The organism is Solwaraspora sp. WMMA2059 (assembly GCF_027497315.1).
Classification (GTDB): domain Bacteria; phylum Actinomycetota; class Actinomycetes; order Mycobacteriales; family Micromonosporaceae; genus Micromonospora_E.
Genome location: NZ_CP114908.1, coordinates 3,999,283 through 4,012,694, shown reverse-complemented (window position 1 = coordinate 4,012,694; position 13,412 = coordinate 3,999,283). Strand labels below are relative to the sequence as shown.

Sequence of the window (13,412 nt, the reverse complement as noted above, 5' to 3'; positions counted from 1 at the left end):
AAGTGATCATGATCCGGCGGCAAGGTCATGGCTCAGGATCCGTCGACTGGTGCACGGGTGAGTACGCCGTGCAGTACCTGGTCGGTGAGTTGGTCGCGGAACCGGGCGTCGGTGGGGTCGGCCCCGGCGACGGATCGGCCGAGCACGGCGAGCAGCAACGCGCCGAGGATGGCGTTGGCTGCGTCGGCGGTGTCGTCGACGGTGACCGCACCGACGGTGCCGGCCTCGGCGAGGAGTTCCCGGAGCGGGCCGGCGATCCATCTGTCGTTGGCGGCCATGACGTCGGTCATCCGGCCGGTGGAGCCGAGGGCGCTGAGCAGGCCGGCGCAGATCCCAGGGTGCTGTGACAAGTAGGCGGCGAGAGCCGTCACCATCGCCCGTAGTCGCTGCGCGGGTGGGTCGGTGGGGTCGATCGAGGCCTGCACCGCCTGGGCTCCGTCGTGGGCGTGCGCGGTCAGGAGGTACGTGAGCAGGTCGTCGCGGCCGGCGAAGTAGTAGTACAACGTCGCTCGCGATGCCCCGACCATGCCGGCGATGTCTTCCAGACGGGGCGCAGGGTCGCCGTGGAGCACCTGCTCGCTGACGTCGAGCAGGCGTCGCGCAAGGTCGGCCGGAGGGTTCTTCACGTTGGCACAGCCTATCCGCTTGTCCTGGACCAGAATCCAGATTACAGTCTAAATCATGGTTGAAATCAGATCCTATGGTCCGTGGGCGGTGGTCACCGGCGCCTCGTCCGGCATCGGCCAGGCCTTCGCCGAGTACCTAGCCACTGCCGGGCTCCACCTTGTCCTGGCGGCCCGATCCACCGACCGGCTCGAAACCCTCGCCACCGCGCTGGCCCGTGCCCACGGCATCAGTTGCCGGGTGGTCACCGTCGACTTCGGCAGGACCGAGGCCGCCGCCGAGCTCGTTGACGCGACCGCGGATCTCGACGTCGGCCTGCTGATCTCCAACGCCGGCACCGGCCGCCCCGGCCCGCTCCTCGACCAGGACCTCGCCGACCTGCACCGGCGGTTCACCATCAACGCCACCACGCACCTGGATCTGGCCCACGCCTTCGGGCGGCGGTTCGTCACCCGTGGCCGGGGCGGCATCATCCTCGTGTCGGCACTGGGCGCGGTGCACGGGCTGCCGAACATGGCCCACGAGAGCGCGGCCAAGGCCTACGTGCTCAACCTCGGCGAGGCCCTGCATCACGAGCTCGCCGCCGGCGGCGTCGACGTCACCGTGCTACTACCGGGCAACGTTGACACCCCGACCATCGACGCCTACGGCATCGACCGTGCGGCGATGCCGATCCGGCCCCAGCCGGTCCAGACCGCCGTACGGGAAAGCGTGGCCGCGTTCCTGCGCGGCCGGCCCACCCACATCCCGGGTCGGTCGATGCGGATCATGACCCGGCTGCTGCCCCGGACCCGGTCGATCCGCCTCAACGGCCAGATGCTCGGCCAGGCCGCCCGCCGCCTCGCCGCCCGGGAAGCCACCACCACGGTGGCCCCGTCGTGAACGCCGCTGCCCTGCCCGCCGGGGTGGAGCGGGTCAGCCGGATCCCGTACCGGTTGCTCAGCTGGGGGGTGCCGATGGGGCCGCTGACCCTGCTGCGTACCCAGGGCCGGCGCACCGGCCTGCCGCGTACCGTGCCGGTCGTCACGCTGCGGCACGCCGACCTCGACTGGCTCGTCTCACCGTTCGGTGTCACACAGTGGGTGCGCAACATCCGCGCCAACGGCCGCGCCGAACTCGGTCGCGGACAGCGGTTCCGCACCGTCGGCCTCGTCGAGGTCGACGGCGAGACCAAACTGGACGTCCTGCATCGCTACCGCCGCGCGTTCGGGTTCATCCCGTTCGTCCGGCAGGCATTCGACGCCACCCCCGGCGACGGTCCGTCCGGGTTTTGCACCGAAGCGGACCGCCACCCGGTCTTCCTTCTCCAGCCGCCCGGCTGACCCGATCACTCGCTGGCGAGCCCCCGTGCCCTGTCGCATCAGCCACGGTGGCGGAGTACGTAGACAGCCGAACTGCCTGATCCACTGTCCAGTTCGGCTGTCTGCAGGTCGGTCACCGGTACCTTGATTCGCTGTCCAGTTGCGCCGCTGCCTGCGTCGGCCCACACCTCGACCGTACCGCTGGCGGGTAGCTGCCGTGGCCCGATCACCAGGATCTGAACCTCTGCCATCGCATGTCTCCTGCCTGCTCGCGCCGGCGGTCGCGCCGGCTGCCACGAAAACAAGGATGTCGCCGAATTGTCGCCCCGCGCGACGGCTTCCATGACGACGTTCCGGCGACCTGCAGGGCGACATTCCGGCGACACAAGGGCTACGATCACTCGCATGACGACCACTCCGAACGCGACGTTGCGGGCTGTGCGGATGGGCCTGCTGATGAGTCAGGACGACTTCGCCCGCGCGCTGCGGCAGGCAGGGGATCGCGCCGGAATGCCCAACGATGCGAACAAGCGCCTCGTGCAACGCTGGGAGGCTGGGGCGATCACCTCGCCCCGTCCGGCGTACGCGCGTGCCCTGGAATCGGTCACCGGCCTGCCGATCAGCTCGCTCGGCTTCACTGTGGCGGTCCCGCATGCCCGCAGCGCCGACGCCGGCGAGGATGGAGCCGGCGGCCGGGGTGGCGAGGGCGGTGACGAAGCTCGGGGTGCTCAGATGTCGGCGACCGGGCAGGCGTCCACCCCGGTGCCGCGCGGTGGCCCTGCCCCATGGACCGCGCCGACCGGCAACTACTCCGGGGTGTGGCTGTCCCGGTACGAGTACCACAGCTCGGGTCGTGGTGCCACGTTCACCGGTCGGCACTATGTCGTGCTGCTGCAGCACGGTGACCGGCTCACCGTGCGAAGTCTGCCTGGTTCCTCCGATGCGCCCCTCACCATGGACCTGACCGTCGACGGCAATGTGGTCACCGGGACCTGGATCGAGCAGACCGCGCCGCAGGGCTACTACCGCGGCGCCCGGTACCATGGCGCGATCCAACTGCTGGCCGAGCCTACCGGGCGTCGGCTGACCGGAAAGTGGATCGGGTTCGGTAAGGAGATGGACGTCAACACCGGCCCGTGGGAGCTGGTATTCCAGGATGCCAGCACGAACAAGGCGACTCTGGCCGCCTACGACCGCCGGCCCGATCCCGAGTAGCAGCCCGCTGCCTCATGATCAGTAGCTGCCCCTCATGATCAGATGACGGAAATTCGGCCGACACGCCGGTGAGCGCCCAGCAGAGCATCAAGTGATCATGGTCCGGTAGCGCGTCGCCGAGGAACCCGCCACCCGATCCACAGTCGAGCAGTTGTCCACAGCGTGGCTCTACCTGGGTCGTCTGATGGCTGAGGTCGCGGCATCGTAGCCGGGCATGAACGAGGTGATCGAGGAGCTGTGCCGGCGCAGCGGCGGTGTGGTGACCCGTCGCCAGGCCCTTCAGATGGTGCCGCGCTGGGTGCTGGACGACGCGGTACGCGCCGGTCGACTGCGGCGCGTTCTGCCGGGCGTCTACGTCACCGCCGAGTTGATCGACGACAACCATAGCGGAATGTCGTCGATCCAGTCGCTCGCACCGCAGCTGCGTCGGCGTGCGGTGCTGGCCCACGCCGACGGTCGGGTCGCGTTCAGCCACACCACCGCACTCAATCTCTGGGGGCTGCGCCAGCAACCCACTGACGAGGCACTGCACCTGACGGTGCCGATCGGCGTGGGATTTCGTAGCCAGGCCGGCCTGACCGTGCACCACCGAACGGCGTTCGCCGTCGGTCCGCCGCAGGTGGTGGTACGCGGCGAGGCGCCGGTGACGCGGCTGGAACCGAGTCTTGTCGAGTCCTGGCCGCTGCTGTCGGCCGCCGACCGGCCGGCTCCGCTGATCCGGGCTGTCAACGACAGGTGGACGAACGCGGACCGGGTCTCCGCAACTCTCGATGAGCTGCCGCGGCTCACCGACCGGGCCGCGATGCGGACGCTACCGGAATGCGGGCCAGTGCTCCGGCCTTCAGGCCGAACGGATCGACTTTGAGCTCGATGGAGCCGCCTCGCACGGCAGCCCTGCCCAGCGTGAGATCGATCTACGGCGTGACGCGTTGCTGGCCACTGTCGGCATCCAGGTGGTGCGGTTCGCACACCGCCGGCTGGTGACTGAGCCGCAGCAGGTCCGCCGCGAGATCCTGACCATCCTCCACCACCGGAGGTACGGCCGATCAGTCGACGTCGGCGAGGATCGACTCCGGGGTGCCGGTGGCGCGCAACAGCACCGGCCGGTCGGTGACGGTCACCTCGGCCGCCGTCTTGGTCGGCGAGGCACCGGCCGGCCCGGCGTGCAGGCTGGGCACCGCGGACACCCGTACCGCGTCGTTGATCTCGCCGGACCAGACGACCAGGGTGCTCTCCTCGCCCTGCTGGAACGCCACCCCGATCAGGCCGTCCCGGCGGACCGGGGTGACCATGGCGCCACGCGCCGCCACCGCCAGGCTCTCGAACATCCGGCCGGCCTCACGTTCCGTACCGTCCGGGTCGAGCAGGCCGTAGCGGACCTCGCTGCCGGCCCGGTTGTTCGGGTTGTAGCCCAGCGGCAGCCACATCACCTGCCGGATACCGCCGGCCAGCAGCATGGTGGAGACCTTGACGACCTCCTCGGCCCGGCTGACGTCGTCACCGTCACCGTCGCGCCAGAACTGCCCGACCTCCCACGCTTCGATCGGCACGTCGGCCGGATTCTCCGCCGCCAGGTAGTCCAGCAGCGCCGGTACGCCGTCGAAGTGTTCGTAGTAGTGCACCTGACGCAGCTGCACCACGCCGTCGTCAATCAGTTGCTCGGTGGCGGCCAGGAAGGCGACATTGCGTACGTTGGTCTCGTTGTCGAGCGCGGTCCGTAGCGTCTCGATCGTGTCCACCTCGGGGATCTTGCGGCCCCGGGTGCCGATCCGCCGCTTGAAGTACGCGTTGTAGGCGGCGATCGCCTCGTCGTCGCGGCCGGCTTGGACCAGCCGGTCGACCACCCCGAAGCCGTACGCGACACTGCTGATGCCGGAGTCGACGACCACCGCCTCCGGGTTCGCGGCGTGCACCGCCTCGGCGGCGACGGTGACCAGCTCGACGTACTCCTCGGGGGTGCCGCGCCAGTACTGCGGAGCGTTAACCTCGTTCTCGATCGCGTACTGACGGACGCCGTACGGCGTGTAACGGCGGACCACGTCACCGACGAACTGCCGGTAGGCGGCCATGTCCAGCGGCATCGTCGACTCGGTCTTGTTGGCCTGGCCGCGGACGTGCTCCGGGGTCCCACCGGTGGCCCAGCACATCTCGGTCCGGATCTTGATGTTCAGCACGATGCCGAGTTCCCGGCTGCGCTGGGCGATCTGGTCCAGTGCCGACCAGTCCTGCTGACCCTGGGTCGGCTCGATGCTGCACCAGCTGATCTCGTGGTAGGTGGCAGACCCGGACAGTTTGCGCAGGTACGGGAGGAACTCGTCGTACCGGTTCCAGTCCCAGTGCGCGCCGAACGGGTGGGTGTCCTCGGGGTACGGCGGCAGGCTCGGCAGCGGCGCGCCGGTCGGCGGCACCGGTGGCGGGGTGGTGTCCTCGTCGGCGCTGGTGCAGCCGGCCAGCAGCAGCAGCCCGCCGAGCGCCGCCGCCACGCAGCGGCGGGCCGCAGTGGCCGGCCGGGTCGCAGTGGCGGGCCGGGTCGCAGTGTTCATCGGTAACCCAGCTCGCGCAGCATCCGACCGGAGAAGGCCGCGACGAGCAGCCGCAGGAACGGGTCCAGCTCCCGGCGGTAGCTGCCGACGCGGGACCGGTAGATGGCCGAGTCGGTGCCGGCGGAGGCGCGGCGTCGGTCCGCCTCACTGGTGTACTTTCCGGCCACGTCATGCGGTTTGTCGACGTAGTCGAGCACGCCTTCCTCCCACGGTTCGCCGAGGAACTCGAACAGCGCGCGCATCGACTTCTCCGGCTCCCGTACCGCGTCCTCGTAGCGCAGTTCGTGGTAGCGGTCAGCTGGCAGGGTGGCGCCCATCGCGCGGGCGGTACGAATGTAGCGCGGCCACTTGACCACGCATTTCACCGCCGACCAGTACCCGAACCGCTTGCGGTGCGAGACCACCACGTCGCGGCCGTCCCGGATGACGTGCACGATCTGCGCGTCCGGGAAGACCTCGGTGACGAAGTCGAGCGAGATCGCGTACAGCGGGGTCTTGTCGGCCCACCGAGCCTTGCCCCGGCCGGCGGCGTAGTCGGCGTGCACGCCGCCGAAGAAGTCGGCGATGCGGCGCAGCCAGTCCTCCCGGGTGAAGCCGAAGCGGGCCAGCCGCTCCCAGTCGGAGCCGACGATGCGTCGCAGGTCCGGCAGGAACCGGGTCTCCGGTCCGCAGGAGATCCGGGAGTGCGAGTCGAGCACCAGCCGCAGGAAGGTGGTGCCGGAGCGCTGGCAGCCCACCAGGAAGATGGGCGCCGTCGGCAACTGCGCCACTTCGGCGGTGGCCGGCGCGGGGGCTTCAGCCATGGTCGGTCCTTTCCACGCTCACCGGAGCACGCCGGTCGGTGTCGGCTTGTTGAGGTGGGGTGGTGGGGGACTGTGGGCGGCCGCTGGCGGTCAGTCGGGCGGTGAGTTCGTCGCAGAGCGTACGGACCGCCGGGTCGATCGGCAGCGGCTGGCGGGCGGGGGTGCGGGGGGCGATGTGCGCGGACAGGTCGGGGCGGTAGGCGATCCCGAGGAAGTCGCACAGCCGGCTGATCTGCCCGGCCGGGTCGGTGATCAACGCGTCGTACGAGCTGAGCAGCACGTCGTCGCGGCGGTCCAGGCCGAGCCGGAAGTAGAGGGTGTTCCGGACGTACCAGAAAAGGGCGGCGGCGGTGTGCCGGTCCATCCGCCGGTAGTCGAAGCCGTGAATCAGCTCGTAGGTGTCCGCGTCGAGGCGCTGGCCCTGCCAGCGGCGGCCGATGGTGCCGTCGGCGATGGCGGCGAGCGCCCGCAGGTTGGCGTCGCCGAACTTGGCCACCTCGGAGCGGGCCCGGTCGTCGACGTCGCGCCACGCCCAGACCGCCCGTCCCGGCGCCATCCCGGGCAGGGCGAGCAGTTCGTCCACCCGGTGGCTGTCACACAGCGGTTTGACCAGCACGTACGCGTGTCGGCTGCGGTTGACCACGGCGGTCAGCACCGCGTCGTCGCGGAGTTGAAAACGATGGAAGACCCGCCGGTCGCTTTCGTTGCGGACCTCGACCTCGCCGGCGTTCTCCAGCCCGCGGACCAGCATGTTGGTGCCGGACCGCTGCAGGCCGACCAGGTAGACGGGAACGGCTTGACCACGGGGTACGCCGTGCCGATGCCGCCAGCGCAGTTTGGCCCAGGCGGTGGTGGCCCGGTCGACCGGGTTGAGTCGGTCCTCTTCGACGAGGCGGCGGAGCCCTTCGGTGCGGATCCACCGGGCGTGCCGGGCGATCCGCCGCGCGGTCCAGGCCAGGGTGGAAGGCTCGTCGTCGTTCACCGGTCCTCCTCGGGCACGTCACCAGCCGCGATGGCCAGGCTGGGGCGAGGTCGGGCCGCGGTCAGGCTACCCATGGATCGGGGCGAAACGCCAGGACGCAGGCTGGTCAGCCACACAAGATCACCCGATCAGCTAGTTGGCGATTCGGTACTGGACTAACCCGGCGTGGGTGCATAGCGTGAGGCAGCAGCCAGGGCGGGAGCCCTGCGCCACCATAACCGGGTGGCCACACCCCGGTATCGAGCGAGCGGGCCGGACTGATGCGTGTCCTCCATGTGAACAAGTTTCTGTACCGTCGCGGTGGCGCCGAGGGGTATCTGATCGACCTCGCCGATCTGCAGCGCGCGGCCGGGGACGAGGTGGCGTACTTCGGGATGACCCACCCGGACAACGACGGGCCGTTGCCGTACGCCCGGCACTTCCCGCCGCACGTCGAGCTGGAGCCGGCGCCGCGCGGACTGCGCCCCCGGCTGGCCGCCGCCGGTCGGATGATCTGGTCGCCGGCGAGCCGCCGCGGCCTGACCCGGGTGATCGAGGACTTCGGGCCGGACGTGATCCACCTGCACAACATCTACCACCAGCTGTCTCCGTCGGTGCTCGCTGCCGCCCGCGACGCCGGGGTGCCGTGCGTGCTGACCATGCACGACTACAAGCTCGCCTGCCCCAGCTACCAGATGCTGGACCGGGGGAAGATCTGTGCGGCGTGCGTCGATGGAGGTCCGCTACACGCCGCGCGGCGCAGGTGCAAGGACGGATCGGCATCCGCCAGTACGCTACTCGCTGTGGAGTCGTGGATACACAGACAGTCACGGGCCTATGGTTCGGTGGGGGTGTTCGTCAGTCCCAGCCGGTTTCTCGCCGACGTGATGCGCCGGGCCGGCGTCTACCCGGACCGGCTACGGGTGATCAACCACTTCGTCGACGCGGCCGCCGTGGCGGTCAAGGACTCGCCGGGCGGGGGAGTGGTCTTCGCCGGCCGGATCTCCGTCGAGAAGGGAGTGGACACGCTGGTCGAGGCGGTCGCCCGACTGCCCCGGCAGGTGCCCGTCCACGTGGCCGGCGACGGCCCCGCCCTGCCTGCGGTCCGTGCCCTCGCCGACCGGGTGGCACCCGGTCGGGTGCGGTTCCACGGCCGGCTGGACAAGTCCCGGCTGCACGACCTGATCAGGTCCTCAGCGGCGGTCGCGGTGCCGTCCCGGTGGCATGAGAACCAGCCAATGGCGGTGCTCGAGGCGTTCGCGTGCGGCGTGCCGGTGGTCGGCACCGACCTCGGTGGGCTGCCGGAGCTGATCAGTCCCGGTCTCGACGGGGAGACCGTCCCGGCCGACGACCCGGTGGCGCTCGGCGACGCGCTGAGCAGGCTGGTCGCCGACCCCGACCGGGCGTACGCGATGGGCCGGGCCGCCCGGGACAAGATCGACCGTGACTTCGCGCCCGACCTGCACCTGAACCGGCTCCGCGACGCCTACCTGGCTGCGGCGTTGACCGCCCCGGCGGGAACCCGACGATGACCGGCACGCCCTCCGCCGCAGGCACATCCTCTGCCGCAGGTACACCCGGCCCGTCGAGTCCTCCGGTCCGGGTGCTCTACCTGGCCGGCAGCGGTCGCAGCGGCAGCACCCTGATCACCACCGTCCTGGGGCAGCTGGACGGCTGTTTCGCCGCCGGCGAGTTGCGCTACCTCTGGCAGCGCGGGATGGTCGACAACCGTCCCTGCGGCTGCGGCGCGCCGTTCGACGCCTGTCCGGTCTGGCGGGCGGTCACCGCCGAACTGGCAGCTGTTGCTGGTCCGGCCTCGGCCACTGGCCCGGACGCGGCCGGCATCGCCCGACGACTGCGGGCCAGGCTGCGGATGCGGGACCTGCCAGCCATGCTGAGGCGAGCCGGTGCCGGACGGCGGGCCGTGCCGCACCACGCCGACGACGCCGCGATCGCCGCGGTCTATCCGGCGGTCGCCCGCCAGGTGAGCCGCGGCGGCGACGGACCTGTGGTGGTGGTCGACTCGTCGAAGCTGCCACCGTACGGTGCGTTGCTGCGTGACCTGCCCGGTATCGACCTGCGGGTGCTGCACCTGGTCCGGGACCCGCGCGGCACCGCCTTCTCCTGGCGCCGTCGGCGCGGACTGGACGGCGCGGCGGACCGCAACCTGATGAGCCGCCCGCCGGTGTGGAAGGCGGCTCTGCTGTGGCGGGTGTGGAACGCCGCCACCGCGCGGTTCTTCGAAGCCGCCGGACCCGACCGCTACCTGCGGGTCCGCTACGAGGACGTGGTTGTCGACCCGGCCGGTCAGCTGCGCCGGATCGCGCTGTTCGCCGGACTGGATCCGGCCGGGCTGCCGATCGACGCCGAAGGCCGGCTCACCCTGGCCGCCACCCACTCGGTGGCGGGCAACCCGGCGCGGCACCGTACCGGGGCGGTCCCGGTCAGCGACGACGCCGAATGGGTCCGGGCGTTGCCCGGCCGGTCCTTCGCGGTGGTCACCGCAGTGACGCTGCCGCTGCTGCGCCGCTTCGGCTATCCGGTACGGCGACCCGCAGCGCCCCCGGCCCGGGCGGTGCCCCCGGTCGGAGCCCAGGGTGGGCCGGTCGGTGAGCCGGTCCCGGCCACGACACCGAGCAAGGAAGGCTGACTCGATGCTGTCCGTCGTCGTGGGCACCGGACGGTGCGGATCGACCCTTGTCCAGGAGATCCTGGCCCGGCACCCGGCTGTCGGTTTCGTGTCCGGGCTGGACGACAAGCTGCCCCGGCTCAACCTGGCCGGTCGTCGCAACGGCCGGCTGTACCGCCGCTCGACGCCCCGGCCGGCCGGCATGACCTCGCTCGGGCACAGCCGTCGCCTGCTGGAACGCGGCCGGCTGCGGGTGGCGCCGTCCGAGGCGTATCGGCTGATTGACCGGCAGGTGATGGCCGGCTACTCCAGGCCGTGCCGGGACCTGCGGGCTGACGACCTCACCCCGTACGTGGGCCAGCGGCTGCGTGCCTTTTTCGACCGCCGGGTCAAGCGGCAGGGCTGCCAGGTGCTGCTGCAACACGTCACGGGCTGGCCCCGCACCGGTTGGCTGCATGCCGCGTACCCGGAGTTGCGGGTGGTCAACGTGGTCCGCGACGGACGTGCGGTAGCCAACTCGTGGCTGCAGATGGGCTGGTGGGACGGCTGGCGTGGGCCGGACAACTGGTTCCTCGGCCCGCTGCCGGCCGATCTGCGGGCCGAGTGGGAAGAAGCCGACCGGTCGTTTCCGGTGCTGGCCGCGCTCGGCTGGAAGATGCTGATGGCCGCGTTCGCCGAGGCTCGGGCCAGCCACCCGGCCGGCCAATGGCTGGACGTACGGTACGAGGATCTGCTGGTCGCACCAAGCGACGAAGTAGCCCGGATGCTGGACTTTCTCGGCCTCGACTGGTCGCCCTCGTTCGACCGTGGCTTCCGCCGGTACGAGTTCCACAGCGGTCGAGGGGCGGCGTACCACCGGGAACTCAGCCAGGAGCAGTTGGCTGCGGTGGACCGGGTGCTGGAGAAGCCGCTTGCCGAGTGGGGTTACTGACCGCCAGGCTCGTGACTCGCTGGCGTCGTACCCTGTCGGCCCGTACCTCGGCTGCCTCTATCGCGGCGGCCCGCAACCGGCCTAGAGTGGTGCGGGCAGGCCCGTCCCCCGGGCCGGTGTCCGGGCGGGAGGCGCAACCCGCCCGGTCGGGAAGCGTCGCGCCGGCACGGCGAGCGTGCCGGATGCCGTCGTGACCAGCCGGCCGGTGTCCGCTGCCCGCCCCACCGGTCGATGTACCACGACCAGGTAGTTCCACGCCGATAGCTCATCGGGCCGTCACCTCGCACCGGTCCAACCAGGCGCCGCACCTGCGGCGCGGGATGGAATCCCAGTGACGACAACGGGAGAAGGACCATGGCGCGACCCATCACGCTCTTCACCGGCCAGTGGGCCGACCTGCCGTTCGAGGAAGTGTGTCGGCTGACCTCGGAGTGGGGCTACGACGGCCTGGAGATCGCCTGCTGGGGCGACCACTTCGAGGTGGACCGGGCGCTGGCCGAGGACGACTACGTCGAACGCAAGCTGCAAACCTTGGCCAAGTACAACCTCAAGGTGTACGCGATCTCCAACCACCTGGTCGGCCAGGCGGTCTGCGACCACCCGATCGACGAGCGGCACCAGGGGATCCTGCCCGCCCGGATCTGGGGCGACGGGGAACCCGAAGGCGTCCGTCAGCGCGCCGCCGAGGAGATCAAGGACACCGCCCGGGCCGCCGCGAAGCTCGGCGTCTCCACCGTCATCGGCTTCACCGGCTCGTCGATCTGGCACACCCTGGCCATGTTCCCACCGGTGCCGCCGGAGATGATCGAACGCGGCTACCAGGACTTCGCGGACCGGTTCAACCCGATCCTCGACGTGTTCGACGAGGTCGGGGTCAGGTTCGCCCATGAGGTGCACCCAAGCGAGATCGCCTACGACTACTGGACGACCCGCCGCACCCTGGAGGCGATCGGCAACCGCCCGGCGTTTGGCCTCAACTGGGACCCGTCGCACTTCGTCTGGCAGGAACTGGACCCGGTCAACTTCATCCTCGAGTTCGCCGACCGGATCTACCACGTCGACTGCAAGGACGCGAAGGTCCGTACCGGCGACGGTCGGCGCGGCCGGCTCGCCTCCCACCTGCCCTGGGCGGATCTGCGGCGGGGCTGGGATTTCGTCTCCACCGGGCACGGCGACGTGCCGTGGGAGGACTGTTTCCGGGCACTCAACGCGATCGGCTACGACGGACCGATCTCGGTCGAGTGGGAGGACGCCGGGATGGACCGGTTGGTCGGCGCCCCCGAGGCATTGCGGTTCGTCCGTCAGCAGGCGTTCGACGCCCCGACGGCGGCGTTCGACGCCGCGTTCTCCAGCAGCCGGGACTGACCTGGCCGCCGCCGGACCAGCGGCGGCGAACACACCGGGACGACTGTGGGCCGGTCACCCCGTTGACGGGGTGACCGGCCCACGCGTACGCCGCGTTCTCGACGGTGAGTGCCGGCGTCAGTTGGCGCTGCCGCCGGATCCGGTGCCCTTGCCGGGCTTGTTCCCGGCCGTCGTCGCACCAGTGGATCCGGGCGAGGAGGCCGTGCCCATTCCAGCGTCGGCGAGACTGCTGTCGGGGGTGGTGAGGTGATCGTGGCCGTTGAGGCGTTCGCCCAGCCGGGTGTGGCTGAGCCGCTCCCGGCCCTCCGCGTAGATCCGGTTGGCCTGAGCCTGCGCCACCCCGGCGGCCTCCTGCACCGTCGGGTGGTCCATCACCTTGCGTGCGTTGAATACCAACTCGTCGTACTTCTCCCGGCCGGCGCGGGCGCCCAGGACGAAACCCACGGCGACCCCGCCGATGAACCAAAGTTTTCCGCGCATGGCGGCTCCTTCCGTACCTGACCCGGTGTACCCGTCGGCCGTCAGTCCGGTTCGGTGCCGGCTGGCCGATGAGCGACCCGGTCGTGCCTTCGTCATCTGTCCGGTGCTGTCTACCCATCCTGCTCCCTTCTCACGCGTCAGCACAGGCAACTCGGTCTTTTGTCCGTTTCAGTACGCTCCTGATCGGAGGTCGACCGGCCGGTCCGGGGCCGTGGACCCGGTCGGTCCGGGACGGCGAACCCGGTCGCCCATCCGGCGGTGGCGTCCTGTACTCTTGTCCCGTCGCCAGGCGTCCGGAGAGATCCGCTGCCGGCTACACAGCGGTCCCCCGTAGCTCAATTGGCAGAGCAGCCGGCTGTTAACCGGCAGGTTTTTGGTTCGAGTCCAAACGGGGGAGCTTCTACGGATGGCCGTCTCATCGAACAGGCCGATCGGATCGGTGGCCGGGTAGCCACCGACATCACCGCCTCGACCTGCGCTTCTTCACTCCTGTTGTGCTGGTCCGGCGAGCCGATGACACGGTACGGCCGGCGCACCCGTTGCGGCGGAGACCAGCGCTG

At 70.5% G+C, this 13,412-nt stretch carries 14 protein-coding genes, 1 tRNA gene and 1 pseudogene; 10 read left to right on the top strand and 6 right to left on the bottom strand.

Features of this window, described 5'->3' with window-relative positions; all coding sequences use genetic code 11:
• Positions 1-32: 32 nt before the first annotated feature.
• Positions 33-626 (bottom strand): TetR/AcrR family transcriptional regulator, encoded by a 594-nt coding sequence (locus O7553_RS18275; protein WP_281550935.1) that lies wholly within the window; start codon positions 624-626, stop codon positions 33-35.
• A 55-nt stretch (positions 627-681) separates the two neighbouring features.
• Between O7553_RS18275 and O7553_RS18270 the strand changes: the two genes are divergently transcribed.
• Together O7553_RS18270 and O7553_RS18265 are read left to right on the top strand one after the other, a co-directional pair.
• A complete protein-coding gene (locus O7553_RS18270; RefSeq protein ID WP_281550934.1) occupies positions 682-1,506 on the top strand; it encodes an SDR family NAD(P)-dependent oxidoreductase in 825 nt (274 codons plus the stop codon).
• Positions 1,503-1,946: a nitroreductase family deazaflavin-dependent oxidoreductase gene (locus O7553_RS18265; protein ID WP_281550933.1), complete on the top strand. Its 444-nt coding sequence runs from the start codon at positions 1,503-1,505 to the stop codon at positions 1,944-1,946. Before O7553_RS18270 ends, O7553_RS18265 begins: the two co-directional genes overlap by 4 nt.
• 38 nt (positions 1,947-1,984) lie before the next feature.
• Here O7553_RS18265 and O7553_RS18260 read toward each other — a convergent pair whose 3' ends face one another.
• Positions 1,985-2,176 carry a hypothetical protein gene (locus O7553_RS18260; RefSeq protein ID WP_281550932.1) on the bottom strand — a complete coding sequence of 64 codons (192 nt, stop codon included), beginning with the start codon at positions 2,174-2,176 and terminating at the stop codon, positions 1,985-1,987.
• A gap of 154 nt (positions 2,177-2,330) precedes the next feature.
• Here O7553_RS18260 and O7553_RS18255 point away from each other — a divergent pair, with 154 nt between their 5' ends.
• From O7553_RS18255 to O7553_RS18245, 3 genes and pseudogenes are all read left to right on the top strand, one after another.
• A complete protein-coding gene (locus tag O7553_RS18255; RefSeq protein WP_281550931.1) occupies positions 2,331-3,140 on the top strand; it encodes an XRE family transcriptional regulator in 810 nt (269 codons plus the stop codon).
• 214 nt (positions 3,141-3,354) lie between these two features.
• Positions 3,355-4,005 carry a hypothetical protein gene (locus O7553_RS18250; protein ID WP_281550930.1) on the top strand — a complete coding sequence of 217 codons (651 nt, stop codon included), beginning with the start codon at positions 3,355-3,357 and terminating at the stop codon, positions 4,003-4,005.
• Positions 3,911-4,105: pseudogene (locus O7553_RS18245) on the top strand (hypothetical protein); the annotation flags it as partial. The gene O7553_RS18250 and the pseudogene O7553_RS18245, both read left to right, overlap by 95 nt.
• Before the next feature lie 81 nt (positions 4,106-4,186).
• Here the strand turns inward: O7553_RS18245 and O7553_RS18240 are convergent.
• Genes O7553_RS18240 through O7553_RS18230 form a run of 3 tightly spaced genes read right to left on the bottom strand, consistent with a single transcriptional unit; the run spans position 4,187 to position 7,468 of the window.
• Entirely contained in the window at positions 4,187-5,683 is a 1,497-nt protein-coding gene (locus O7553_RS18240; RefSeq protein WP_281550929.1) for a hypothetical protein, read from the bottom strand.
• Complete coding sequence (locus O7553_RS18235; protein ID WP_281550928.1) at positions 5,680-6,486, bottom strand: sulfotransferase; 807 nt, start codon at positions 6,484-6,486, stop codon at positions 5,680-5,682. Before O7553_RS18235 ends, O7553_RS18240 begins: the two co-directional genes overlap by 4 nt.
• The gene (locus O7553_RS18230) at positions 6,479-7,468 is read right to left on the bottom strand and encodes a hypothetical protein (RefSeq protein ID WP_281550927.1); all 990 of its coding nucleotides are present in this window, start codon (positions 7,466-7,468) and stop codon (positions 6,479-6,481) included. Before O7553_RS18230 ends, O7553_RS18235 begins: the two co-directional genes overlap by 8 nt.
• Before the next feature lie 275 nt (positions 7,469-7,743).
• Here O7553_RS18230 and O7553_RS18225 point away from each other — a divergent pair, with 275 nt between their 5' ends.
• The 4 genes from O7553_RS18225 (at position 7,744) to O7553_RS18210 (ending at position 12,372) form a co-directional block, all read left to right on the top strand.
• The gene (locus O7553_RS18225; RefSeq protein ID WP_281550926.1) at positions 7,744-8,979 is read left to right on the top strand and encodes a glycosyltransferase; all 1,236 of its coding nucleotides are present in this window, start codon (positions 7,744-7,746) and stop codon (positions 8,977-8,979) included.
• Positions 8,976-10,097, top strand: coding sequence for a sulfotransferase (locus tag O7553_RS18220; protein WP_281550925.1), 1,122 nt, complete (start codon positions 8,976-8,978; stop codon positions 10,095-10,097). Before O7553_RS18225 ends, O7553_RS18220 begins: the two co-directional genes overlap by 4 nt.
• 4 nt (positions 10,098-10,101) lie before the next feature.
• The gene (locus tag O7553_RS18215; protein ID WP_281550924.1) at positions 10,102-11,007 is read left to right on the top strand and encodes a sulfotransferase; all 906 of its coding nucleotides are present in this window, start codon (positions 10,102-10,104) and stop codon (positions 11,005-11,007) included.
• A 354-nt stretch (positions 11,008-11,361) separates the two neighbouring features.
• Complete coding sequence (locus O7553_RS18210) at positions 11,362-12,372, top strand: sugar phosphate isomerase/epimerase family protein (RefSeq protein WP_281550923.1); 1,011 nt, start codon at positions 11,362-11,364, stop codon at positions 12,370-12,372.
• 117 nt (positions 12,373-12,489) lie between these two features.
• On the opposite strand, the gene O7553_RS18205 is transcribed toward O7553_RS18210, so the two are convergent.
• Entirely contained in the window at positions 12,490-12,852 is a 363-nt protein-coding gene (locus tag O7553_RS18205; RefSeq protein WP_281550922.1) for a hypothetical protein, read from the bottom strand.
• A gap of 324 nt (positions 12,853-13,176) precedes the next feature.
• Between O7553_RS18205 and O7553_RS18200 the strand changes: the two genes are divergently transcribed.
• Positions 13,177-13,249: transfer RNA gene (locus O7553_RS18200), tRNA-Asn, on the top strand.
• Positions 13,250-13,412: the final 163 nt, after the last annotated feature.

Coding starts and splice junctions, on each gene's coding strand:
- O7553_RS18270 (WP_281550934.1), top strand. CDS start 682: ATGGTTGAAATCAGATCCTATGGTCCGTGGGCGGTGGTCACCGGCGCC.
- O7553_RS18260 (WP_281550932.1), bottom strand. CDS start 2,176: ATGGCAGAGGTTCAGATCCTGGTGATCGGGCCACGGCAGCTACCCGCC.
- O7553_RS18255 (WP_281550931.1), top strand. CDS start 2,331: ATGACGACCACTCCGAACGCGACGTTGCGGGCTGTGCGGATGGGCCTG.
- O7553_RS18250 (WP_281550930.1), top strand. CDS start 3,355: ATGAACGAGGTGATCGAGGAGCTGTGCCGGCGCAGCGGCGGTGTGGTG.
- O7553_RS18240 (WP_281550929.1), bottom strand. CDS start 5,683: ATGAACACTGCGACCCGGCCCGCCACTGCGACCCGGCCGGCCACTGCG.
- O7553_RS18235 (WP_281550928.1), bottom strand. CDS start 6,486: ATGGCTGAAGCCCCCGCGCCGGCCACCGCCGAAGTGGCGCAGTTGCCG.
- O7553_RS18220 (WP_281550925.1), top strand. CDS start 8,976: ATGACCGGCACGCCCTCCGCCGCAGGCACATCCTCTGCCGCAGGTACA.
- O7553_RS18215 (WP_281550924.1), top strand. CDS start 10,102: ATGCTGTCCGTCGTCGTGGGCACCGGACGGTGCGGATCGACCCTTGTC.
- O7553_RS18210 (WP_281550923.1), top strand. CDS start 11,362: ATGGCGCGACCCATCACGCTCTTCACCGGCCAGTGGGCCGACCTGCCG.
- O7553_RS18205 (WP_281550922.1), bottom strand. CDS start 12,852: ATGCGCGGAAAACTTTGGTTCATCGGCGGGGTCGCCGTGGGTTTCGTC.